This window comes from Hypericibacter sp. (assembly GCF_050729195.1).
Taxonomy (GTDB): domain Bacteria; phylum Pseudomonadota; class Alphaproteobacteria; order Dongiales; family Dongiaceae; genus Hypericibacter.
The window spans coordinates 1-22,074 of record NZ_JBOHKS010000312.1 but is presented as its reverse complement, the minus strand read 5'-3'; the positions used below and the strand labels follow the sequence as shown (position 1 = coordinate 22,074).

Genomic DNA, 22,074 nt, shown 5'->3' with positions numbered 1-22,074 from the left:
AGGCCCTACTCCTTCGGCACCACGAAGCAGTACTGGCGGTCCTGCGGGCCGCTCACCCAGTAGTTCGTGGTGTAGAAGGCGTAATGCGTCGTGCCCGCCGGCCGGTCGTCCTGGAGCAGCGCCAGCACCGCGTTGACGATGGCCTCGCCCTGGAGATTGGCCGTGTAGGACAGGTTCTTGGTGTAGAGGCCTTGCTCGAGCATGTCGCAATCGGCCGGCTGGCCGTCGCTCGCCACGAAGACCTTGATCTGGCCTTCCTTGCCCGCGTTCTTGATGACCTGCGCGGCGCCCGCGGTCTGCGGACCCCAGACGCTGATGACGGCGCAGAGGTCGGGGTTCTGCTGAAGGACGTTGGTCATGACCTCCGAGGCCTTGTTCGCATCCCAGTTCACAGGCTGCGAAGACACGATCTTCATCGAAGAATCCGCTTCCAGCACCTCGGTGGCCGCCTTGGTCATGTCGAGCGAGTAGGCCGCCGTCGCCTCACCCTGCAGGATCGCGACCTTGCCGGAACCCTTACCGCCGCCACAGGCCGCCACCGCCTCCTGCGCCAGAAGCTTTCCCATGTGGGGAACGTCAGCCCCGACATAGGCGTCGGTGGTCGTATTCGACGACATGTTGACCTGGATCACCTTGATGCCGGAGTCCATGGCGCGCTTGAGCTCGCGGGCGAGCAATGTCGTCGTCGGATTCTGCACGATCAGGATGTCGGGCTTCTCGTTGATGAGCGTGCTCACCGCCTGCAGCTGCACGTCCGACTTGAAGTTCGGATCGCGCATCGTGAACTCGATCCCGTAATTGTCGAAATTGGCCTTCATCACGCGGGTCCATTCGGATTCCAGAACGCCGAGCCAGACGGGGACCCAGGCGACCTTCTTTCCCTTGGTCGCGGCCGTGAACTTGTCGAACAAATCCTGGCGCGGATCGGTGGCATGGGCCGTTCCGATCACGCCGGCACCAATGGCCGTCAAGGCAGCAGCAGCAACAGCGATCCGAAGTCCAGCGAGCCAGTGTTTTTTTAGCAGCATGGTTTCCTCCCTAGTGCCGAAGAACGATTTATGGGTTCGAGACGCCGACCGGCGCCCCTGTTGTCGGGCTCAGTCTCCCTGCTTCGCGGTCTCCTCATCGCGAGGATGCACATAGCTGTCGAACATGATGGCGCAGAGCAGCACCGCTCCCTTGATCATGTCCTGGGTCTGAACGTCGAGATTCATGATCGTCATGGCGTTGAGCAGAACGCCGATGAGGAGCGTCCCGGCGATGACGCTCAGAACATTGCCGCGCCCACCCACGAGGCTGACGCCGCCAAGGACGACGACCAGGATCACGTCGAAGATCATGGTCGATTCCGCGATCTGGAGATGGATCAGCGAGGTCGAGGCGACCATGACGACGCCGCCGACATAACCGATGGCCGAGCAGAGGCCATATTCCAGCATCGTCAAGGGGCGGGTCGCGATGCCGGAAAGCCGGGCCGACTGGGCGTTATCGCCATGGGCATAGATGAAGCGCCCGAGCACCGTGCGCGACAGGAACAGATGCAGCAGGATCGCGCAGACGGCGAACACGATCACCGGAACCGGCAGGCCATCCGCCAGCGTGCCGCCCAGCTTGAGGAACAGCTCGTGGCCCGGCTCGAGGAAGACCTGGTAATGCGGCACCACCAGCGCGCGCGTCACGCCCAACGCCAGGAGGCTCGATGCCAGCGTCGTGAAGAGTGCCGGGATCTCGACCACCGAGATCAGGAATCCGTTGAGGACTCCGATCGCGACCGCCAGCACCAGCCCGGCCAGAAGACCCAGCGCGATCGGAACGCCCGCATTGACGAGCGTGACCGCGATCGCCGCGGACACGGCGAGCGTCGCGATCTGGGAGAGATCGATGCCGCGGCCGATGACGACGACCGCCATGCCGAGCGCAAGGATGCCGAGGATCGAGACCCCGCGCGCCAGCGTGAAGAAGTTGCCGAGCGTCATGAATCCGGGGAGCGCCACGCTCAGCACGACCAGCAGAACCAGCGACAGCCCGAGCACGATGATCGACTGGTTGGGCTTATAGCCGCCCTTGCGCGCGCCTCTGCTCGCCGTCGTCACGATCGACATCGTCCCTCCCGGGAACGGGTGCTGCGGCGCGGCCGGCACCCTGCCTATTTTTCGGTCAAGCCATTGGTGCAACAGCCCAATTAAGCCGCAGCACCGTCTGAAACCGTCGCCATCATGGCCGGGGAAATCGCCTCGTACCTGATTGCTTGTTATAAGCTATTTGTTATAATATGCCACGGCTCAGGGATTGGCTGCAATATGTTCTGAGCGCCCAGAAATGAGGCAGTGGATGCCCCTTGAGATGCTGGAATCGGGAGCCCCGGACCATCCGTTCGGAGGTCAAATCAGCAAGGAGAGCATCAGCCAGCAGGCCTATGGCGCGATCCGCCATTCGCTGATGCGCAGTCGCCTGCGGCCTGGTCAGAAGCTCATCGCCCGCCAGGTGGCGGAAGAACTCGGCATCAGCGTGACGCCGGTGCGCGAATCCCTGCTCCGCCTGGTTTCCGAGTCCGCGCTGGTCATGGACGAGCGCGGGACCGTGATGGTGCCCGAGCTCAATCGCGATCGCTGCATCGAGATCCGCGATCTGCGAACGCTGGTCGAGGGCGAAGGAGCCGCACGCGCCGCCACACGCGCTACGGATGCGGAAATCGACGAGCTCGCGGCCATCCATGAGCGCTATATCGAGACCGAGAAGAACGACAACTTCACCGCCGCCCTCGCCGAGAACGAGAACTTTCATTTCGGCCTCTGCCGATTGGCGCGTTCGCCCGCTCTCTTTCGCATCGTCGAGAATCTCTGGATGCAGTTCGGGCCGGTCCTCGCCTTTCTCTATGACGGCCGCAGCCGTCCGTTCCACGGCGAGACGCATGGCCACATCCTCGTCATCGACTGCCTGCGGCGGCATGACGCCGAAATGGCCCGCAAGGCCATCACCCGAGACATCCTGATCGGCGGCAAGGCGCTGCTCGAGAAGTTGCCCAGATAGCCGCCTGCGCTCGGCGAGCCGAGCGTCGCCGGGGGAGAGAGATTTGCCGAGACTCCAGGATCGCTATTGGGCTGCCGACCGGCTCGGCGGAACGCTGCGCCCCGAGCAGCATTTCGACGGCCGGAAGATGCTCTGCTTCTCGGAGCGCCCGGCGACGATCCCGGCAATGTTTTCAGATCTGGTCCGGCGTTTTCCCGATCGCCCGGCTCTCGTCGAGGGCCGCCGCTTCAGCTATCGCGAACTCGATGCGGTGGTGACATCGATCGCCGCCGGCCTCGCCGCCCATGGCGTGAAGGCCGGCGACCGCATCGTCCTCTTCCTCGCCAATCGCTGGGAATTCCTCGCCGGCGTCCTCGCCTGCCTGCGGCTGGGCGCGATCGCCGTGCCGATCGGCACGCGCCAGCGTGCCGCCGAGCTGGAATTTCTGATCAATGACTGCACGGCCAGCCTCATCCTCTTCGAAGCCGATCTGGCGGGGTCGCTGCCGCCGGCGTCGGACATCCCCACGATCCTCCACCGCTTCTCGGTCGGCGGCCCGGCGCCGGGGGCCCATGGCTTCGAGGAATTGCTGGAAAGAAGCAACCCGGTGCCCGCGGCGACCGCCTCGGAAGAAGACCCGGCCGTCATCCTCTACACATCGGGAACGACCGGCCGGCCCAAGGGCGCCCTCCTCACCCATCTCGGCATGATCCATTCCGCGCTGACCTTCGCGCGCTGCTATCACCTGACCGAGCAGGACCGCTGCATCGTGGCCGTGCCGCTCTCGCATGTGACCGGCCTGGTGGGCGTCTCGCTCGCCACCATGGTCGTGGGTGGCTGCATGGTGCTGATGCGCCACGCCTACAAGACGCCGGACTTCCTCGAGCTCGCGAGCCGCGAGCGCATCACCTATTCGATCCTCGTGCCCACGATCTATACGCTGTGCGCGACCTATCCCGAGCTCGATCGGTACGATCTGTCGAGCTGGCGGATCGGCTGCTTCGGCGGCGCGCCGATGCCGGTGCCGACGATCGAGATGCTGGCGACGAAGATTCCGCATCTCCTGCTACTCAACGCCTATGGCGCCACCGAGACCACCTCGCCCGCCACCGTCATGCCGCAGCGCTGCTGGCGCGACAACATGGACAGTGTCGGCCAGGTGGCCCCCTGCTGCGAGATCGAGGTGCGCGACGAGGCGGGCGCGCTGGTGCCCCCGGGTGTCCCCGGCGAACTCTGGATCGCGGGGCCCAATGTCGTCCCGGGCTATCTCAACCGCCCCGACGCCAATGCCAGCGAGTTCGTCGACGGCTTCTGGCGGTCGGGCGATATCGGTTCCGTCGATGCGGAAGGCTTCGTGCGGATCTTCGATCGCCGCAAGGACATGCTGAATCGCGGCGGCTACAAGGTCTACAGCGCCGAGGTCGAGAACATATTGAGCGGCCTCGAGGGCGTGCTCGAATGCGCGATCATCGGGCTGCCGGATCCGGTCCTGGGCGAGCGCATCCACGCCATCGTCGTACCGCGGGACAATGCCGTCCTGACGCAGGACATGGTCCGTCAGTTCTGCACCCAATACATGGCCGACTATAAGGTGCCCGAGACGGTCACCTTGCGGGCCGAGCCCCTGCCGAGAAACGCCAATGGCAAGATCCAGAAGGCAGTGCTTCGCGAGTTGGGCCGCCCCTCCAAAGCGTAGCCAGACCTGAGGCGGCGACGGCGCAATTGCACGGGATTGGCAGTTTTTGAACGCGACGACCGGCCCCAGGGGCCCGCGCCTCGTTCTGGCTGGACCCCCCGGGCAGTGGCGCTTAGAATTCACCCAGCAATTCCAGCAAGCTCCAGGCTGCCATGACCGATCGTGCCGCCCCGCGGAAAGCCGCTTTGCGTCCCCTGCCCTCGGCCGAGCCGCCGGCTCCCTTGCCGACGCCCGAGCCTTTCCAGCCGGGCCAGTTCCCGCAGACCCGGATGCGCCGCAACCGGCGCACCGACTGGCTGCGCGCGCTCGTGGCCGAGCACCGGCTGCATGCCTCCGACCTGATCTGGCCGGTCTTTGTGCTCGATGGCGACAAGGCGCGCGAGGCGGTGCCCTCGATGCCCGGCGTCGACCGGCTCTCGATCCCAGTCCTGATCGATGCCGTCGGCCATGCCGGCGAGCTCGGCATCCCGGCGGTGGCATTGTTCCCCGTCGTGCCGCCGGCGCTGAAATCGGCGCAGGCCGAGGAGGCCTGGAGCCCGGACAATCTCGTCAATCGCGCCATCCGTGCGCTGAAGGAAGCCGTGCCGAATGTCGGCGTGATCTGCGACGTGGCGCTCGATCCCTATACCAGCCATGGCCATGACGGGCTGCTCGAGGGTGACGATATCCTGAACGACGCGACCCTCGATGTGCTGGTGCGCCAGGCGCTGGCCCAGGCCGAGGCCGGCGTCGATATCGTGGCGCCCTCGGACATGATGGATGGCCGCATCGGCCGCATCCGCCAGGCCCTCGACGCCCGCGGCCACCAGAACACCGCGATCCTCGCCTACGCCGCCAAATACGCCTCGGCCTTCTATGGCCCCTTCCGCGATGCGGTCGGCTCGAAGACCAATCTGGGCTCGGGCGACAAGCGCACCTACCAGATGGACCCGGCCAATGGCGACGAGGCCTTGCGCGAATGCGCGCTCGATGTCGCCGAGGGCGCCGACATGCTGATGGTGAAGCCCGGCATGCCCTATCTCGATCTGGTCTGGCGCGTGAAGCAGGCTTTCTCGCTGCCGACCTTCGTCTATCAGGTGAGCGGCGAATACGCGATGCTGATGGCCGCCATCGAGCGCGGCTGGCTCGACCGCGACCGCGTGCTGGTGGAAACGCTGATGGGATTCAAGCGCGCCGGCGCCGACGCCATCCTGACCTACACTGCGGTCGAGGTCGCGGAGCGGCTCAAGAGGGGTTGAGCGGACGCAGGCGAGTTCCCGCGACCGGAACCCGACTGCGTCGTCATCCAGCTTTCGCAGAACAGGCCTAACTTCATCGGCCTGTAGACGTGTCGACTTTGCTCAACGTTCCCCTTCAGCAACGGGAGAATCTTCATGGCCATCCTCTATCGCACGCAAGCTCATGCCACCGGCGGCCGCGACGGCGTTTCCAAGACCGATGACGGCCGTCTGGAATTCAAGCTCTCGATCCCCAAGGAGCTGGGCGGGCCCGGCGGCGACGGCACCAATCCGGAGCAGCTCTTCGCCTGCGGCTACTCGGCCTGCTTCCTCGGCGCGCTGCGCTATGTCGCCGGCCAGGCGAAGATCAAGGTGGCCGACGATGCCGCGGTCGCGACCAAGGTCGGCATCGGCCCGCGCGACGACGGCACCGGCTTCGGGCTCGAGATCGATCTGACCATCACCATCCCCGGCATGGACCGCAAGACCGCCGAGGACCTGGTCGCCAAGGCGCATGTGGTCTGCCCCTATTCGCACGCCACCCGCAACAACATCCCCGTCCGTTTGAAGGTCGCCTGAGACCCCGTGACCCCGTCCTCGCGCCATCGCCATGACTACAGCCTGCGCACAGTCTGGACCGGCGCCTCCAGGGGCGCGCTCGGCGCCGGCAGCGACTATTCCCGCGATCTGGAGGTCCGGGTCGCGGGAAAGATTCCTCTTCCGGCGTCGACCTCCCCCGCCTATGGCGGCGATGACAGCAAGCACAATCCCGAGGATCTGCTGCTGGCCGCCCTCTCGACCTGCCATCTGCTGAGTTATCTGGCCCTGGCCGCGCGCGCCGGCCTCCCCGTCACGGCTTACGAGGACAATGCGGCTTGCGTCGTCGACATGAAGGATGGCCACGTGCGCATTACCGAGGCTGCCTTGCGCCCGACCGTGACGCTCGCTGCCGGCGGCGACGTCGAGAAGGCAACGAAGCTCCATGCCCAGGCGCATCAGATCTGCTTCATCGCCAACTCGGTGAATTTCCCGGTCTCGATCGAGCCGCGCATCGTCACAGCGTGATCGCGGGCCTGATGTCGGAAGTCCGCTGCCAGGCGCGCACGCCATCGGTCACCCGCTCGTAGAACTCCGCCGGCGGCACGACTGTCTCGACACCTCCCAGCCGCATCTGCTCCCGGACCCGGTCGCGCACACGGGCAAAGGCGAAGGTGACCCCTTGGCCTTGCAGCTCCTTGATCAGGGTCAACAGCGCGTCGCAGCCGCTGGTGTCGATGAGGTTCACCGAACCGGCGTCCAGCAGCACATGCTTGGCCGGCGGATCGCTCGCAGCCAGCGCCGCCTTCAATCCTTCGTTGAGATAACCGATGCTGGCGAAGAACATTTCACCGCCCGTGCGCCAAATCAGGAGCCCGGGAAAGGTGATTGCCTCGGGGTGCCGCTTGACATCGCGGTAGGCCTCGGTACCCGGGAGTTGACCGAGCACCGCATCCTGCGGATGGCTGGTCCGATAGATCAGCATCAGCAGCGCGATCACCACGCCCAGCCCGATGCCCTGCAATACGCCCAGCATCAGCTCGCCGGCGACGACGACCAAGGCGAGGACAAACTCCCAACGGCTCCTGGCATAGAGATTGCGCAGATAAGCTGGCTTCGAGAGATGCAGCATGGCCGCGATCACGATGGCGGCCAGCGCCGGGTGCGGCATGTCGCGAAACAGCGGGGTCAGCAGAATCAAGGTGAGGAAACAGAAGATCGCGGCGATGAGGTTGGCGAGCTGGGTGCGGGCGCCCGCGGCCATGGCCACGGAGGTCTTGGAGAGGCTGCCGACGACGAGGAAGCCGCCGAAGAGGCCGCTCAGGATGTTGGCCGGACCGTGTGCGATCAGTTCCTGGTTCGGATCGACGTCGCCGCCGCTCTCCATGGCCGCCGCCTTGGCACCGCCGAGCGCCTCGGCATAGCCGACGAGCACGATCGCGAGTGCGCCCGGCGCGAGCTGCAGCAGGATCGCAGGATCGAGTGTGGGCATGATCAAGTGAGGCAGGCCGGAGGGGAGAGCGCCGACCACGTTGATGCCCGAGGTTTCTCCACCCAGCAGGAAGACGACGACGGTGGCGACAACGGCCACAACGAGGGCCGAAGGCAGACGGGGAACGAACCGGCGGAGCAACAGCATGGCCAGAAGGCTGCCGAGGCCGGCCAGCATCGGGGCCATCGTAACGTCGGGCAGGTGGCGTAGCAGGAACCGGAGCTTTTCGAAGAAGTTGCCGGAGGTGCCGCCGATCCCCAGGAGATGCGGCACCTGGCCGATGATCGTGACACAGACGAGACCTTCGATGAATCCGCGCATCACCGGCGTGGGGATGAAGGCCGCCACCCAACCCATGCGCAACAGGCCGAAGAGCAGAAAGAGAACACCGATCAGGATGGCAAGCGTGGAGGTCAGCGCATTGAACTCTGCCGTTCCCTGCATCGCGATCGCACCCACCGTCAGCGCGGAGATCAGACCGGTGGCCGTATCCGGGCCGACGACCAGCAGGCGGGATGTGCCGAGGAGTGCGTAGGCCACCAAAGGCGGGACAATGGTGTAGAGGCCCATGATGGGGGGAACGCCGAGAATGCCGGCATAGGCCATGCCCTCCGGTACCATGATCGCCCAGACGGCCAGTGCCGCCAGGAAGTCCGCGGGAAACCACTCGCGCCGATAGCCCGGAAGCCAGCCGAGGATCGGTAGCAGCCGCTGTGCGGTGAGGCGGTTTACGATATTCAAGATCGACGTCTCCTGATCTGCTACCGATGAGTTTGGCGCCTTCACATATCCCACGCCATCGAATGGCGCTCAGAAGCCGAATCTGTCGATCCCTCATCTACCCGGCACAATCGCCACCAAGTTCATCGCCAGCGGATTATAGCGCAAATTCGAGCCGACGCCGCAGGGGTCCCCGTCGTTCATCGCGGATTGGAATCGACCCTCCTGCTGAACTCGGCCTATGATGACGGCCTCAAGCAGGCCGATCTCGGCTTGCTTCGCCATTCCGTTTCGACGCTGCGACGGAATCGCTGCCGGAGGCCTCGGGGGGCCCGCTCGCGATGCCGACGGCCGTGCCGGTCACTCTCAGTGAGCTCGAGACGCTCATTATCGCGCTCGTCGCCCTCTTCGCCGGAAAGGCCGCGCGCGCCGGGTTGCCCTGGCTGAAGCGCATCGACATTCCCGACGCCGTCATCGGCGGGCTGGCCACAGCGCTTCTGGCGCTGATCGCGCGTCTGACCTACGATGTACAATTCACCTTCGGCCATCATCTGCGCGATCTGCTGCTGCTGATCTTCTTCTCGACGGTCGGCCTCTCGGCCAAGCTGCGCACGCTCGTCACCGGCGGCAAGCCCCTTGTCATTCTTTGCACCGTTACCGTGGTGCTGATCGTGCTGCAGAACCTGGTCGGCGCGGCCGTGGCACTCGCCTGGGGCGCCCACCCCTTCTACGGGCTGCTGGCCGGCGGGCTCTCCTTCGTCGGCGGGCCGGGCACGGCCATGGCCTGGGCCAAGGAGGCTGAGGCGGCGGGGCTCGAAGCAGCGGCGCCAGTCGGCATCGGTGCCGCGACCATCGCGGTCATCGCCGGCGCGCTCCTCGCCGGGCCGATCGCCGGCTTTCTCATCAAGCGCAAGGGACTGAAGCCCTCGGTCGAAGGCGCCACCGGCATTCTTGCCGTTCCGGCTCCGGACGCTTCGCCGATGTCCAAGGATTTCGCCCTGTCCAGCGTGCTGGCGGCGCTCTTGGTTATTGCCATCTCGGTCTTCCTCGGTGAGCAGATCAACGGCTGGGCCCAGGGCAATGGCGTGATGTTGCCGGGATTCCTCTGCGCGCTCCTGGCCGGCATCCTGATCGCCAACGGCGCCGACGCCTGTCGCCTCCCTCTCGATCTGAAGCCCATCGCCATCGGCGGCGACGTGGCGCTCAACATCTTCCTGGCCATGAGCCTGATGAGCGTGCCGCTCTCGGCCCTCTTTACCGTGATCCTGCCGCTGATGATCAATGTGATCGCTCAGATCCTCGTCATCGTCATCATCGCCTATTACGTGCTCTTCCCGCTGCTGGGCCGGGATTACGATGCGGCGGTCGCCACCTCGGGCTTCCTCGGTTTCGGTCTCGCTTCGATGCCGGTCGCGATGGTGACGATGAACGAAGTGACGAAGCGCTACGGCCCCTCGCCCAAAGCCATTCTGCTGGTGACCCTGGCGGCGGCCTTCTTCGTCGATCTCGCCAATGCGATGGTGGCGAAACTGTTCCTGGCGCTGCCGCTGTTCCGCATGGGATGAGGGCCGGCCGCGCCCCAGACAGTCAGTGCCCGCGCCGCAACAGACCTTCGAAGAAGCTGACCGCGCATCGGTCATGCCAGGACACCTCATGGCCGATGCCATGAAAGCCGACATGACCGCCCCCGCGCGGCAGAAGCGCCAGCAGCTTCGGGTTGCGCTTCCAGTCGAACTGGAGATAGGGCGTCGCCGGGATCCAGGGGTCGTTGCGAGCATGGATCACGAGCGCCGGCACCGCGATCTGGGGCAGCAGCGGATAGGCAGCCGAGCGTGCATAGTAATCTTCGGCGCCCATGAAGCCATTGATGGGTGCGACGATGCGGTCGTCGAATTCGAGAATGGTGCGGATTGTGGAAAGGACGGCCCGCAACCCGGCCGGCAGCTCGGCATTGGGACGGCCGAAATCTCCCTTCACGGCCCCCAGGAGATTGCGGTGATAGGCGTCGTTGCGCCTCCGCATGATCTGGACCTGCGCCTGCTTCGGCAAGATCGGCGCAGACACGCTGACGGCGCCGAGGAAGAGCGCGCGGCGCCCCTGCTCGCCCAGATATTTCAGCAGCAAATTGCCACCCAGCGAGAAGCCCATCGCCAGCAAGCCGCGGCCCGCGAGCTTGCCGTCGAGCTGCATCAGCGCCGCATGAATGTCCTCGGTCCGGCCCGCATGATAGCTGAAGCGGCAGAGCGGACCCGACGGCCCCGCGCCGCGCAGATTGAAGCGCAGCACCGGAAAGCCGTTCTCCAGCAGATGGCGCGCTGTGCGGCGCAGATAGATGCTGTCCTGGCTCCCCGACAACCCGTGGATCAGGATCGCCAGCGGCCGGTCGCTCGCGGCGGCCGGCCGGTGCAGCATCGCCACCAACCGGTCGCCATCGGGCAGCGGGAACTCGATCCGCTCCTCGGAAAAGTCCGCGAGCGGAACCTCGACCCGCTTCACATAATTCCGGACCGTCTGCAGATCGCCGCCGAGCCAGGGCGGCCGCGGGATGAATCTCGGGAAGCGCGACGCCGTCATGCCGCGTCGAGGAAGTCCCGGATCAAGGCGATCTGATCGGCCGAGCGCAGCGCCGGCGCATGCCCCGCATCGGCGATCTCGACCAGCCGCGCGCGCGGGCCCCGGCGCGTCATCTCCTCCGCCGTCGCCTTCGAGAGCAGGTCGGATTGGGCGCCGCGGATCAGCAGCACCGGGCAGGTGATCTTGTCCCACAGCGCCCAGAGATCGATATCCTGGCTGGCGCCGGCCTGTGCGTTCTCGGCGATCTTGGGATCGTGATGCAGCACGATCCCGCCCTCGGGCGCCGTGCGCTGGCTATGCTCGGCCATCGCCCGCCAATCCTTGTCGGTCAGATTGCCGAAGGGCGCATAAACCTGGCGCAGATAGGCCTCGAGCGCCGGCAGCGATTTGAAATGCGGCCGCTGCCCGACATAGGTGGCGATCCGCTGCAGCGCCGCCTTGGCGATGAAAGGCCCGACATCGTTCAGCACGAGACGGCGGACCGGCGAGTTCGGATGGGCCGCCATCATCATGCCGATGAGACCGCCCATCGAAGTGCCGACCCAGTCGACGGTCTCGGTTTCGAGCCGGCCGATCAGAACGGTCATGTCGGCGCAATATTGCGGATAGTTGTAGGCCGAGGCGACCGGCAGCCAGTCGCTCTGGCCGCGACCCGCGATGTCGGGGCAGGCCACCCGCCAGCGGGCGCTGAGCGCGTCCGCCAGGGGATCGAAATCGCGCGCATTGCGCGTCAGCCCATGGACGCAGATGGCGGTCCGATCGGCGGAGCCGTCTCCCCATTCCGTATAGTGCGTGTTGTGAAAGCCGAAGGGATTGAGGCAGAGAACGCGCTTTGACTGCATGGACAGGCATTAGCCCTCATGTTACCGATGACAATATTGTCATCTTCGCGGGCTCCGACCCAGCCTCGCGAGCTCCAGACCCGGCTCTCCGCTCCAGCCCATGGCCTCTTCCCAGCATAGCCCGAGTGCGGCCGCGCACCCAAGCGGCTCCAGCCTTTCCGCGGGCCATGCCGCAGAACGGGCACAGCATCTGCGCGGCCTGCTCTATTGCTCGCTGGCGGCAATCATCTGGAGCTCGGGCGGGGTGGTCGTCCGCACCGTCGGCGCTGGTGCCTGGGAGATCATTTTCTGGCGCTCGGTCTTCGCCGGGCTGTTCCTCGCCGGCCTGCTGCTGGTGCGCGAGCGGCGGCGCTTCTTCAAGGTCTTCCTGGAGGCGCCCTGGGCCAGCATCGGCATGGGGCTCTGCTTCGCCACGGCCTCGACCTGCTTCGTCATCGCGATGGAATATACCAGCGTCGCGAAGATTCTCTTTCTGCAAGGCATCTCGCCCTTCATCGCCGCGATCGCCAGCTGGCTGATCCTGCGCGAGAAGGTGGGTTCGCGGACTTGGGGCGCCATGGCGGTGGCGCTGGTCGGCATCGGGATCATGGAGATCGAATCCTTCGAGGGCAGCGGCAGCCTGATCGGCGACCTCCTCAGCATCACCATCGGCGCCGCCTTTGCGATCGCCACCGTCATCGTGCGCAGCAACCGCAAGGTGCGCATGATTCCGGCCGCCTTCTACGCCACCGTCTTCGCCGGCACCGTCGCCGCGACCCAGGCCCCGACGCTCGCCATCAGCAGCCACGATCTGCCCTATCTGTTCTTCTTCGGCTTCGGCCAGCTCGGCCTTGGCATGGCCCTCTATACCAGCGGTGCCCGCCATATCCCGGCGGCGGAAGCCGCATTGGCAGCTCTGCTCGAGCCAGCATTGGGGCCGATCTGGGTCTGGCTGGTCTATGCAGAGAACCCAGGCACCTATGCGATCGTTGGCGGGGCCATCCTGATCGGCTCGCTGATCCTGCACAGCCTCTACGACCTCCATGCTGCCGGACGGCGCGTCGTCCCGCCCGTCGTCTGATCCGGCCCCGTGAGCAGTCTCGTTCATAACCCGGGCCTCGTCCGCGGCCGCGCGATGATCGCCGGCGCCGCCCTGCTCTGGAGCATGGCGGGCATCTTGACCCGGCTGGTCGAGACCGATTCCTGGACCCTGACCTTCTGGCGCTCCTTCCTGGGCGGGCTGTTCCTGCTGCTCGCGGTCGCCTGGCAGCGTCGCGGCCTGTGGGCGCGGTTCCGGACCTTGAGCCCGATCGGCTGGTTCCTCGGCATCTGGATGGGCATCGAGACGGTCTGCTTCATCCTCGCCTTCACCCACACCACCATCGCCAACGCCCTCATCATCATCGCCATCAACCCGCTGCTGGCGGCGGTCGCCGGTTGGCTGGTCTTGCGCGAGCGCATCGCGCTCCATACCGCGCTCGCGCTCGTCGTCAGCTTCGGCGGCGTCAGCTACATGGTCTGGGGCGGGTTGGGCGGCGGCTCCAGCTTCGGCGACCTGATGGCCCTGACCGTGGCGGGCATGTTCGCGGTGGTGATCGTGACCATCCGGCGCTTCGGCGATATCGACCTGCTCCCGGCCATGGTCGTCTCCGGCGCGACCGGCGCGCTCCTGTCGCTGCCGCTGGCCCATCCTTTCTCCATTTCCCTCAGCGACGCCGGCTATCTGGCCCTCTTCGGCTGCGGCGAGTTCGGCCTCAGCCTGGTGCTCTTCACCGCCGGCGCCCGGCTGGTGCCGACGGTCGAGGTCGCCCTGCTGGGCCTGGTGGAATCCGCCCTGGCGCCGATCTGGGTCTGGATCGCCGTCGGCGAGCGGCCGGGCGAGCGCGCCTTCGTCGGCGGCGCCGTCGTGCTCGGCACGCTCGCGATCTATACCCTCGCCGACTGGCGACGCACGCGCCTCGTGCCGCCGCTGCCGTGACCCGCGCGCATCGTCGAAAAACCTCGCAAAAACCTGGCTCGATTTAACGACGAATTAAAAGATCGACCGTAGTTTGGTCGGGTCATGACCGCGATCATCGCCAACGGCGCTTCCGCCGCCCCCACTCAGCCCCGCGCCAAGGAGTCTTCCGGCAGCGGGTTGGTCGCCGCCCTCGTCTTCGCTCTCTTCGGCAGCCTGCTGGCCCTCGGCGCCGCGGCCGCCCCCAGCCCTGCCGGCGGCACGCCGTTGCCGGTCGGTGTCTTCGTGCTGGGCGGCAATGCCCAGGACGCGATGGCCATCGTGACCGCGGCCAATGGCCGGATCCTCGCCGACACCGCCATCGGCGGCGGCGTGGTCGCGATCTCCGACGAACCCGGTTTCCGCGACCGCCTCTATCACGCCGGCGCCAGCCTGGTGCTGGGTGTCAGCGGTAAATACGGCTGCGGACCGCAGATCTGACGAACGGACTCCCGTTCGACATCGCCGCTCCTGCCCTCCTCGAGATTGGTCGCCCAGCCAACGCTTAATCAATCCTTAAGCATGCACAACTGACGGTTGGACCCAGGGCCGGTGGCAGCCAGCCTGCGTCATTGCCAATGGCGGTCACTCTTCGTAGAATCCGCCCCGTGCGAGACAGGATCGAAGGCCAAGGCTCCGGCGGGTGGGAGCGACAGCAGGTGAACGCATGGCCGGCGGCTTCAGCTTCGGCAATCGCACTTTCCACCTCCATGTCTATATCGCGGCGCTTTTCCTCGGTTTGCTGATTGCCTTCGCGGCAATCACCATATCGACCCAGAACTATCTCAGCCGAAGCATGATGCTGTCCTCGGCGGAGACGCTGTTCACGCGCATCGGCCAGGAGACCAAACAATCCATCGACGCGATCTATGCGCCGGCGAAAATCTCGGTCGAGCTGCTGTCGAAGTCGATCCTCATGGACGCCACCACGCTGGAGGTGAGGCTCAGCCGCCTGCCCCTCCTGGTCGCGATCCTGGAGAACCATCCCGAGATCTCGGCCGCCTATGTGGGCTATCAGGACGGGGATTTTTTCCTGGTGCGGCGCTTCAATCCCGATTCCTATCTGGCACGCGCGTTGTCGGCGCCGAAGGAATCGGCCTACGTCGTGCAGAGCATCTCGCGCGACGCCGAGGGGCTGCGGGATCCGCGCTTCTTCTTCTACTCGGACAAGCTGGAATTTCTGGCCAGCAAACCAGTGCCCAACTACGACTTCGATCCCCGGGCACGCCCCTGGTTCCAGGAGGCCATCGCCCGCATCGGCACGATCTCCACCGACCCCTATTTGTTCTATACGACCCGCGAGGTCGGGGCGACCGTCGCCAAGGCTTCCGAGAGCCAGAGGGCCGTCGTCGGCATCGACGTGACGCTGGGCGTCATGTCCGACCTGCTGAAGGCGCAGCGCCCCACGCCGTCGGCCCAGCTTTTCGTCTTCAACGACAAGGGCGACGTGATGGCCGACACGGATTCCCGCTATCGCCTGCAGGTCGACGAGTTGGGAACCCCGAGCATGCCGAAGCTCGGGGATTTGGGCCAGCCCCTGCTCACCAGTGTCGCCAAGCGCGGCATGACGGATCTGGATCACTCGCATGCCTATGAAATCGGCGGTGAGATCTGGCAGGGCATTCTCAGCAGCTGGACGGTGGATGGCGCGCCCTATTACATCGCGATCGCGGCCCCTCAGAAGGAGCTGCTCGCCGACGCCGCTCGCATCCGCAATATCGGTCTCTGGATCTCCCTGGGCCTGCTGCTCCTGGCGATCCCGTTCACGATCGTACTGTCCCGCCTGGCCTCAGGGCCGCTCAAGGCCCTGATCCACGAGACCCGCGCCGTGCAGGCGCTCAAATTCGACGAGCCGATCAAGGTCCGCTCCTTCATCTTCGAGATCGACAAGCTCGCGCGTTCCATGGATGCGATGAAATCGACCATCCGCCGGCTGCTCCAGATCGGCTCGGTGCTCGGCGCCGAGCGCAGCTTCGACCGCCTGCTCGATCGGATTCTGTCCGAGACCACCAGCGTAACCAATGCGCGCGGCGGCCTGATCTATCTGCAGCAGCCGGAAGGCCATCTGACCGCGGCCCACGCCTATTGGGACGGCCAGCCCCGCAAGCTCGTCCGACGCGCGTTCGATCCCGTGCAGGACGCCGAACATCCTGTGATCCGCGCTTTCAACGGCGAGAACTGCGCCGTCACCATGAGTGTCGAGGATCTGCGCCGTTGGCATCCGCATCTGCAATATGACAAGCCCCTGATCTGCTTCGCCGTGGGGTTGCATAATCGTCAAGGCCAATCCGTCGGGGCGCTGCTTGTGGCCTCGGCGGAAGAGACACTGGACGGGCGCGCCATGGCCGATCGGCTGGCTCTGGTCGAAGCCCTGTCAGGCACCGCCGCCGTCGCCATCGAAACGCAGCGATTGCTGCAGGAGCAGAAGGATCTGCTGCGCAGCCTGATCGAGCTCACCGCCGGTGCGATCGACTCAAAGAGTGCCTATACCGGCGGCCATTGCCAGCGCGTCCCCGTCCTCACCGAGATGCTCGCCAAGGCTGCCATGGAGAGCAAGGAAGGAGTGTTCAAGGACTTCAACCTGAACGAGGATCAGTGGGAAGAGCTGCATATCGCGGCCTGGCTCCATGATTGCGGCAAGGTCACCTCGCCGGAATACGTGATCGACAAGGCGACCAAGCTCGAGACCATCTACGACCGGCTGCATGAGGTCCGCATGCGCTTCGAGGTGGTGAAGCGCGAGGCCGAGGTCGCCTGCTGGAAATCGATCGCCGATGGCGCCGACCGGACGACGGCACTGCGCGATCTTCAGGCGCTCTGGGTCTCGCTGGACGAGGATTTCCGCTTTCTCGCCAAGAGCAATGTCGGTGGCGAGTTCATGGCGCCGGCCGACATCGAGCGGGTCCAGACCATCGCCAGGCGGACCTGGACCCGGACGCTCGACGACCGCATCGGCATCTCCTACGACGAAGCCGCGCGCAAGAAACGCCAGCCGGCGGCGGAACTGCCCGTCGCGGAGCCGCTCCTTGCCGACAAGGCGGAGCATATCGTGCCCCGCCCCGACCGCGAGAAGCTCGCGCCCGACAATCCATGGGGCTTCAAGGTCAATGTGCCGGAGCACCTCTTCAATCGCGGCGAGGTCTACAATCTCACGATCAAGCGCGGCACCCTGACCGAGGAGGAGCGCTTCAAGATCAACGAGCATATGATCGAGACGATCCGCATGCTCACGCGCCTGCCCTTGCCGCGCCATCTGCGCAACGTGCCGGAGATCGCCGGCGGTCATCACGAGAAGATGGACGGAACCGGCTACCCCAAGCGCCTGTCGCGGCACGAGATGAGCCTGCCGGCGCGGATGATGGCGATCGCCGACATCTTCGAGGCGCTGACGGCCGGCGACCGCCCCTACAAGAAGGCCAAGACCCTCGCCGAATCGCTCGGCATCATGTCTAAGATGCGCGACGAGAATCACATCGATCCCGATCTCTTCGACCTGTTCCTGAGCGCCGGGGTTTACCGCCAATATGCGGATATGTTCCTCACAGCGGAGCAGCGCGACGATATCGACGTCGAGCCGTTGCGGCGGCGAGCCTGACCCGATGCCACGCCGACATCGGGCCAAGGCAGGCACGAGCCACCGCATGAGGCCAGAGCTACGGTCGCTGGCGCTGGCGATGCTCGTTCTGCTCGGCACAATTCCATATGCTGGGGCAGCGCCATCGGCCGACTCACTCGCGCTGGCTCAGCAGCGCGCCACCGATGCCCTCGAGGCGGTCACGGTCTGGCGGGGGCCAACCTCCGGACCCAAGACGTCTCCCGGCAAAGTGATCGCCTTCATTGCCGAGGATCTGCGCAACGGCGGGATCGCCGGCGCGCTGCGCGGGGTGCAGGAGGCAGCCAAGGTCGTCGGTTGGACCGTGAATGTCTTTGACGCGGCCGGAAACGATGCCACGCGCAACCAGGCTCTCCTGGACGTGCAGATTTCACACCCGGACGGCGTCATCTTCGGTGGTTTCGACGCCCAAGGTTACGCGCCCTGGATCGATAACGCCGTAAGCCTCGGCATGGTCGTGGTCGGCTGGCACGCCGCCTTCGAGCCGGGCTTCGTCCCCGGAACGCAGCTTTTCACCAATGTCGCCAGTAGTGCGCGCGAGATCGCGCTCGCTGCCGCCTCTTTCGCGGTGGTGAAGAGCGGAGGAACGGCCGGCGTGGTCATCTTCACCGATCCCCGCTTTGCGGTCGCCCAGGCCAAGACCGACGATATGGCGGCGATCATCCGCAACTGCGCCGGCTGCAAGCTGCTCTCGATCGAGGATCTCACGCTCGACCATGTCCTGACCGAGATGCCGGCGCGGTTGACCTTGCTCGACCAGCGCTTCGGCGATACCTGGACCGTCAGCCTCGGGATCAACGACCTCTACTACGACGCGATGGCGGCGATCCCGGATGCGCGCGCCGATCTGGTGAACATCTCCGCCGGCGACGGATCGCAGAGCGCGCTCCTGCGCGTCGGGACAGGCCTCGGCCAGACAGCGACCGTGGCCGAGCCCCTCAATCTCCAGGGCTGGCAGCTCATCGACGAGCTCAACCGCGCCTTCAACAACGAGATGCCGAGCGGCTATGTCCCCCATGCGCGACTCTTCACCGCCGACAATCTGGGCGGCACGGTGGGCGACAACTTCATCTTCGACCCGCCCAACAATTACCGGCAAATATATCGCCAGATCTGGGGCAAGGAGTGAAAGCGCCGGGTGGCGCCTCGGTTTGAATTCTCGCTACCAGCACTGACGACCAGGCCGACGCGCTACGCAATGGAGAAACGATCGATGACCCATAGCCATGTCCCGTCGCCTTGCCGGCGAGCGACCTCGACGGTCACGCTGCCATCGGGAAGGCGGGTTGAAGTGAGCGCCAGATCGCCACTGATAACAGCCGGCCTCTGACTGCCGGATTGAAATTTTCGACCCGTCGCGGTGATATCCGCGAAGAACGCCCGGATTGCTTCCCTGCCCAGCGTCCATCGCCCCTCACCGCTATCGAGGACGGCATGCGGCTCAAAAAGGGCCGCCATTCCATCGACGTCTCCTACCCACTGTCGGGAAATCAGCAGGCGCTCCAAATCCTGAGGATCACGCGCCGGCTCACGGCTGACTTCATCGGTCATGGCGACACTCCTCTGACGGCAATCCAGTCAAATTCCGACCCTGCTCGAAGCCGAAGCGGGTTTGACAGGTTCGATTTCAAACGGAGACGGTACCAAATACCGAGCCCGGACTGAATCCAGCCGTCGCCCTCAGGCCGCGACCTTGGTGCGGCGGCCCAGCGGCTGGTCCGCGCAGGTCACCAGCGTGTCCGGATAGAATCCGTTGAACCGCGTGGTGTTGGCGAAGCTGTAGGCGCCCAGCCGGTCGATCTCGATCCAGTCGCCTTCATGGATGTCGGCCGGCAACTCGAACGTTCCCGGCAGCACATCGACCGAATCGCAGGTCGGGCCCATCAGCTGGAAGGACTTCATTTCCTTGGCGCTGCCGCCATTGAGACGGACCATCTCCGCGGGCAGGCGGATCCCCGCCGTGACCATCTCGCTGAAGGAGCCATAGACGCCGTCATTGATGTAGAGCCGATCGTCTTTGCGCAGTTGCACCTGCACGACCGACGACATGGATTCGGCCACCAGCGCGCGACCGGGCTCGCACATCAGCACGCAGTCGCGCCGCAGCTTGAGCTCCTTGGCGCCCTTCTCGATCTCGCTCATATAGGCTTCGAGCGGCGGCATGTTGGTGCCGACATATTCGGCCGGGAACCCGCCGCCCACATCGAGATATTGGAGCGGGATACCCGCCTGCTCGATCACGTCGCCGCACATGCGCAGCGCGTTCGAATAGGCCTCCGGCACCAGGCATTGCGAGCCGACATGGAACGCCAAGCCCACCTGGCAGCCGCGGGCATGGGCTTCCTTCAGCATGCCGGCCGCCTCCAGCGGCTCGGCGCCGAATTTGCCCGCAAGGTGATAGAGCACGCCCTCGACCGGCGGCGTCTTGATGCGGATCATGATGGTGACGCCTTCGCCGCCATGCGCCTGGTCGAGCACCTTGGTAAGCTCGTCGGGATGATCCACGGTGAAGGTATCGACGCCATAGATGCGGGTGGCGGCCTGGATCGCCGCGCGGCTCTTTACCGGATGCATGAAATAGGCGCCGGCATCGGGATAGCTTTCACGCACCTGCGCGATCTCGGGCAGCGAAGCCGTGTCGAAGTGCCGGATGCCGGCCTCGTAGAGGATGCGCAGCACGGCCGGATGCGGGTTGCATTTGACGGCGAACAGCACGCGACCGGGGAACAGCTCCAGGAACCGGGTGGCGGCACGGCGCAGCACATGCGGGCGCAGGCAATAGACGGGATAGCTCGGCGTCAGGGCCGTCACCATCGCCCGCACATTCTCGAACTGGCGTTCCATGCCAACTCCCTTTCCTGCCGGCCCGTCGAGGCACCGGAATCGATCTCTATTGGTGGGGTTTCTAGCCCAAAGCCGGGACCGCCACCACCCCTGCCCCGACGCCAGCCCCCGGACGGACAACCGCCCCATGGCCCGGCAAACCGTCACATTTGCCAGGCCGGCAAAGGGTCGGCTATCAAGCGGTTCGAAATGAGGCGGTGCGGAGGCTTTGATTGGGCAGGCGGCGATGGCAGCGTTGGGCATTGAGAGGCGTGGGTGGATTGTTGCTGTTATTGCTGCTGGCCGGTGCCGGCGGCTTTCTCTGGCTTCGGACCTCCCTGCCGCAAACCGAGGGTGAGCTGTCCCTGCCGGGCCTTCAGGGGCCGGTGGAGATCCTTCGCGATGCCCACGGCGTGCCGACGATCCACGCCGGCAACGAGCTCGACGCCTATTTCGCGCTGGGCTTCGTCCATGCTCAGGATCGATTGTTTCAAATGGATTTCACCCGGCGCCTCGCCACTGGCCGGCTCTCCGAGGTGCTGGGCTCGCGCGCGATCGACACCGATCGCCTGATGCGCGTCCTCGGCTACGGTCAGCGGGTCAAGTCGGACTATGAAGCGCTGCCGGCGGATTTTCGGGCGTCCATCGATGCCTATGCCGCCGGCGTGAACGCCTATCTCGACAGCCGGAAGGGCGCCTGGCCGCTCGAGTTCCTGGCACTGCGTTATCGGCCGGAACATTGGCAACCGTCGGACTCGCTGCTGTGGGGTTGGGCGATGACCTTGCCGCTCAGCAGCAACTGGACCGACGAGGCCTTGCGCGCCGCCTTGGCCCGCCGGCTTTCGCCCTCGGCACTGGAATCGCTGTGGCCGTCGCAGCCGCCGGCGTTGCGCAGCGCCGATCTCGGTTCGCCTGCCTCCTGGCAATCGGCGCTCGGCGATCTTTCGCTGTTGCCCGCCATGCCGGGAGCCTCGAACAATTGGGTCCTGGCCGGCAAACGCAGCGCCAGCGGCAAGCCGCTCCTCGCCAACGATCCTCATCTGGATCTTTCGCTGCCGGGCTATTGGTATCTGGTCCGCATCGAGACACCGACCCTGCATGTCGCCGGCGCTTCGGCGCCCGGCGTGCCCTGCGTCATCCTCGGTCACAACGCCCATGTCGCCTGGGGCTTCACCACCACCATGGCGGACAATCAGGACCTGTTCCTGGAGAAGCCGGCGCCCGGTGCGCCCGGCTCCTATCTCACGCCCGACGGCTCCAAACCCTTCGTCACCCGGGACGAGGTGATCAAGGTTCGCGGCGAGCCGGACCAGGTTCTGACGGTCCGCGAGACGCGCCATGGCCCGATCATTTCCGACATCGGCCGCGCCAAGGCCGCCATCGCCGAACCGGATGAAATGGTGGCGCTGGGCTGGGCCTGTCTCGCGCCCGGCGCGCAAACCCCTGAGGCCTTCTGGCTGATGAATCACGCGGCCGATGCGGCCTCGTTCCGCGCCGCGCTCGATCGGTTCGATTGTCCGGTGCAGAACATCGTCTATGCCGACCAGGACCATATCGGTTTCATCGCCGCGGGCCG

The 22,074-nt window shown here is 65.5% G+C and carries 20 protein-coding genes; 12 read left to right on the top strand and 8 right to left on the bottom strand.

The annotated features are described in order from the left end of the window. Positions 1 to 5 precede the first annotated feature (5 nt). Both ACREE8_RS25400 and ACREE8_RS25395 read right to left on the bottom strand, forming a co-directional pair. Positions 6 to 1,028: a sugar ABC transporter substrate-binding protein gene (locus ACREE8_RS25400; protein ID WP_431575817.1), complete on the bottom strand. Its 1,023-nt coding sequence runs from the start codon at positions 1,026 to 1,028 to the stop codon at positions 6 to 8. Positions 1,029 to 1,097: 69 nt separating this feature from the next. Further along, positions 1,098 to 2,102 carry an ABC transporter permease gene (locus ACREE8_RS25395; RefSeq protein WP_431575816.1) on the bottom strand — a complete coding sequence of 335 codons (1,005 nt, stop codon included), beginning with the start codon at positions 2,100 to 2,102 and terminating at the stop codon, positions 1,098 to 1,100. Between the two features lie 241 nt (positions 2,103 to 2,343). On the opposite strand from ACREE8_RS25395, the gene ACREE8_RS25390 reads away from it, so the two are divergent. The 5 genes from ACREE8_RS25390 (at position 2,344) to ACREE8_RS25370 (ending at position 6,987) form a co-directional block, all read left to right on the top strand. Continuing rightward, a complete protein-coding gene (locus ACREE8_RS25390) occupies positions 2,344 to 3,030 on the top strand; it encodes a GntR family transcriptional regulator (RefSeq protein ID WP_431575815.1) in 687 nt (228 codons plus the stop codon). 43 nt (positions 3,031 to 3,073) lie between these two features. After that, positions 3,074 to 4,705 carry a class I adenylate-forming enzyme family protein gene (locus ACREE8_RS25385; protein WP_431575814.1) on the top strand — a complete coding sequence of 544 codons (1,632 nt, stop codon included), beginning with the start codon at positions 3,074 to 3,076 and terminating at the stop codon, positions 4,703 to 4,705. A 152-nt stretch (positions 4,706 to 4,857) separates the two neighbouring features. Next, positions 4,858 to 5,943, top strand: coding sequence for a porphobilinogen synthase (hemB, locus tag ACREE8_RS25380; RefSeq protein WP_431575813.1), 1,086 nt, complete (start codon positions 4,858 to 4,860; stop codon positions 5,941 to 5,943). A 135-nt stretch (positions 5,944 to 6,078) separates the two neighbouring features. Continuing rightward, the gene (locus tag ACREE8_RS25375) at positions 6,079 to 6,501 is read left to right on the top strand and encodes an organic hydroperoxide resistance protein (protein WP_431575812.1); all 423 of its coding nucleotides are present in this window, start codon (positions 6,079 to 6,081) and stop codon (positions 6,499 to 6,501) included. A gap of 6 nt (positions 6,502 to 6,507) precedes the next feature. After that, complete coding sequence (locus tag ACREE8_RS25370) at positions 6,508 to 6,987, top strand: OsmC family protein (RefSeq protein ID WP_431575811.1); 480 nt, start codon at positions 6,508 to 6,510, stop codon at positions 6,985 to 6,987. Here the strand turns inward: ACREE8_RS25370 and ACREE8_RS25365 are convergent. After that, on the bottom strand, positions 6,977 to 8,737 hold the full coding sequence (locus tag ACREE8_RS25365; protein ID WP_431575810.1) for a SulP family inorganic anion transporter: 1,761 nt from the start codon (positions 8,735 to 8,737) through the stop codon (positions 6,977 to 6,979). The two genes, ACREE8_RS25370 and ACREE8_RS25365, sit on opposite strands and share 11 nt — an antisense overlap. Before the next feature lie 48 nt (positions 8,738 to 8,785). Next, positions 8,786 to 8,956 (bottom strand): hypothetical protein, encoded by a 171-nt coding sequence (locus ACREE8_RS25360; RefSeq protein WP_431575809.1) that lies wholly within the window; start codon positions 8,954 to 8,956, stop codon positions 8,786 to 8,788. Between the two features lie 56 nt (positions 8,957 to 9,012). On the opposite strand from ACREE8_RS25360, the gene ACREE8_RS25355 reads away from it, so the two are divergent. Beyond that, positions 9,013 to 10,236, top strand: coding sequence for a sodium/glutamate symporter (locus ACREE8_RS25355; protein WP_431575808.1), 1,224 nt, complete (start codon positions 9,013 to 9,015; stop codon positions 10,234 to 10,236). 22 nt (positions 10,237 to 10,258) lie between these two features. Here the strand turns inward: ACREE8_RS25355 and ACREE8_RS25350 are convergent, their stop codons facing one another. Beyond that, positions 10,259 to 11,245 carry a YheT family hydrolase gene (locus tag ACREE8_RS25350; protein ID WP_431575807.1) on the bottom strand — a complete coding sequence of 329 codons (987 nt, stop codon included), beginning with the start codon at positions 11,243 to 11,245 and terminating at the stop codon, positions 10,259 to 10,261. After that, entirely contained in the window at positions 11,242 to 12,087 is an 846-nt protein-coding gene (locus ACREE8_RS25345) for an alpha/beta fold hydrolase (RefSeq protein ID WP_431575806.1), read from the bottom strand. The genes ACREE8_RS25350 and ACREE8_RS25345 overlap by 4 nt, the downstream gene beginning before the upstream one ends. Positions 12,088 to 12,187: 100 nt before the next feature. Here ACREE8_RS25345 and ACREE8_RS25340 point away from each other — a divergent pair, with 100 nt between their 5' ends. The 5 genes from ACREE8_RS25340 (at position 12,188) to ACREE8_RS25320 (ending at position 18,804) form a co-directional block, all read left to right on the top strand. Further along, positions 12,188 to 13,147 (top strand): DMT family transporter, encoded by a 960-nt coding sequence (locus tag ACREE8_RS25340; protein WP_431575805.1) that lies wholly within the window; start codon positions 12,188 to 12,190, stop codon positions 13,145 to 13,147. Positions 13,148 to 13,156: 9 nt separating this feature from the next. Further along, on the top strand, positions 13,157 to 14,044 hold the full coding sequence (locus ACREE8_RS25335) for a DMT family transporter (protein WP_431575804.1): 888 nt from the start codon (positions 13,157 to 13,159) through the stop codon (positions 14,042 to 14,044). An 84-nt stretch (positions 14,045 to 14,128) separates the two neighbouring features. Continuing rightward, a complete protein-coding gene (locus ACREE8_RS25330; protein WP_431575803.1) occupies positions 14,129 to 14,503 on the top strand; it encodes a hypothetical protein in 375 nt (124 codons plus the stop codon). Between the two features lie 226 nt (positions 14,504 to 14,729). Then, positions 14,730 to 17,657, top strand: coding sequence for an HD domain-containing phosphohydrolase (locus ACREE8_RS25325; RefSeq protein ID WP_431575802.1), 2,928 nt, complete (start codon positions 14,730 to 14,732; stop codon positions 17,655 to 17,657). A 46-nt stretch (positions 17,658 to 17,703) separates the two neighbouring features. Continuing rightward, entirely contained in the window at positions 17,704 to 18,804 is a 1,101-nt protein-coding gene (locus tag ACREE8_RS25320) for a substrate-binding domain-containing protein (RefSeq protein WP_431575801.1), read from the top strand. Positions 18,805 to 18,866: 62 nt separating this feature from the next. Here the strand turns inward: ACREE8_RS25320 and ACREE8_RS25315 are convergent, their stop codons facing one another. Beyond that, on the bottom strand, positions 18,867 to 19,226 hold the full coding sequence (locus ACREE8_RS25315) for a YybH family protein (RefSeq protein WP_431575800.1): 360 nt from the start codon (positions 19,224 to 19,226) through the stop codon (positions 18,867 to 18,869). A gap of 129 nt (positions 19,227 to 19,355) precedes the next feature. After that, entirely contained in the window at positions 19,356 to 20,519 is a 1,164-nt protein-coding gene (locus tag ACREE8_RS25310; RefSeq protein ID WP_431575799.1) for a type III PLP-dependent enzyme, read from the bottom strand. Positions 20,520 to 20,779: 260 nt separating this feature from the next. Between ACREE8_RS25310 and ACREE8_RS25305 the strand changes: the two genes are divergently transcribed. Continuing rightward, a partial coding sequence (locus ACREE8_RS25305; protein WP_431575798.1) for a penicillin acylase family protein occupies positions 20,780 to 22,074 on the top strand: 1,295 nt, incomplete at its 3' end.

Coding starts and splice junctions, on each gene's coding strand:
- ACREE8_RS25345 (WP_431575806.1), bottom strand. CDS start 12,087: ATGCAGTCAAAGCGCGTTCTCTGCCTCAATCCCTTCGGCTTTCACAAC.
- ACREE8_RS25360 (WP_431575809.1), bottom strand. CDS start 8,956: ATGGCGAAGCAAGCCGAGATCGGCCTGCTTGAGGCCGTCATCATAGGC.
- ACREE8_RS25320 (WP_431575801.1), top strand. CDS start 17,704: ATGAGGCCAGAGCTACGGTCGCTGGCGCTGGCGATGCTCGTTCTGCTC.
- ACREE8_RS25375 (WP_431575812.1), top strand. CDS start 6,079: ATGGCCATCCTCTATCGCACGCAAGCTCATGCCACCGGCGGCCGCGAC.
- ACREE8_RS25340 (WP_431575805.1), top strand. CDS start 12,188: ATGGCCTCTTCCCAGCATAGCCCGAGTGCGGCCGCGCACCCAAGCGGC.
- ACREE8_RS25400 (WP_431575817.1), bottom strand. CDS start 1,028: ATGCTGCTAAAAAAACACTGGCTCGCTGGACTTCGGATCGCTGTTGCT.
- ACREE8_RS25395 (WP_431575816.1), bottom strand. CDS start 2,102: ATGTCGATCGTGACGACGGCGAGCAGAGGCGCGCGCAAGGGCGGCTAT.
- ACREE8_RS25390 (WP_431575815.1), top strand. CDS start 2,344: ATGCTGGAATCGGGAGCCCCGGACCATCCGTTCGGAGGTCAAATCAGC.
- ACREE8_RS25355 (WP_431575808.1), top strand. CDS start 9,013: ATGCCGACGGCCGTGCCGGTCACTCTCAGTGAGCTCGAGACGCTCATT.
- ACREE8_RS25325 (WP_431575802.1), top strand. CDS start 14,730: ATGGCCGGCGGCTTCAGCTTCGGCAATCGCACTTTCCACCTCCATGTC.
- ACREE8_RS25315 (WP_431575800.1), bottom strand. CDS start 19,226: ATGACCGATGAAGTCAGCCGTGAGCCGGCGCGTGATCCTCAGGATTTG.
- ACREE8_RS25350 (WP_431575807.1), bottom strand. CDS start 11,245: ATGACGGCGTCGCGCTTCCCGAGATTCATCCCGCGGCCGCCCTGGCTC.
- ACREE8_RS25330 (WP_431575803.1), top strand. CDS start 14,129: ATGACCGCGATCATCGCCAACGGCGCTTCCGCCGCCCCCACTCAGCCC.
- ACREE8_RS25310 (WP_431575799.1), bottom strand. CDS start 20,519: ATGGAACGCCAGTTCGAGAATGTGCGGGCGATGGTGACGGCCCTGACG.
- hemB (WP_431575813.1), top strand. CDS start 4,858: ATGACCGATCGTGCCGCCCCGCGGAAAGCCGCTTTGCGTCCCCTGCCC.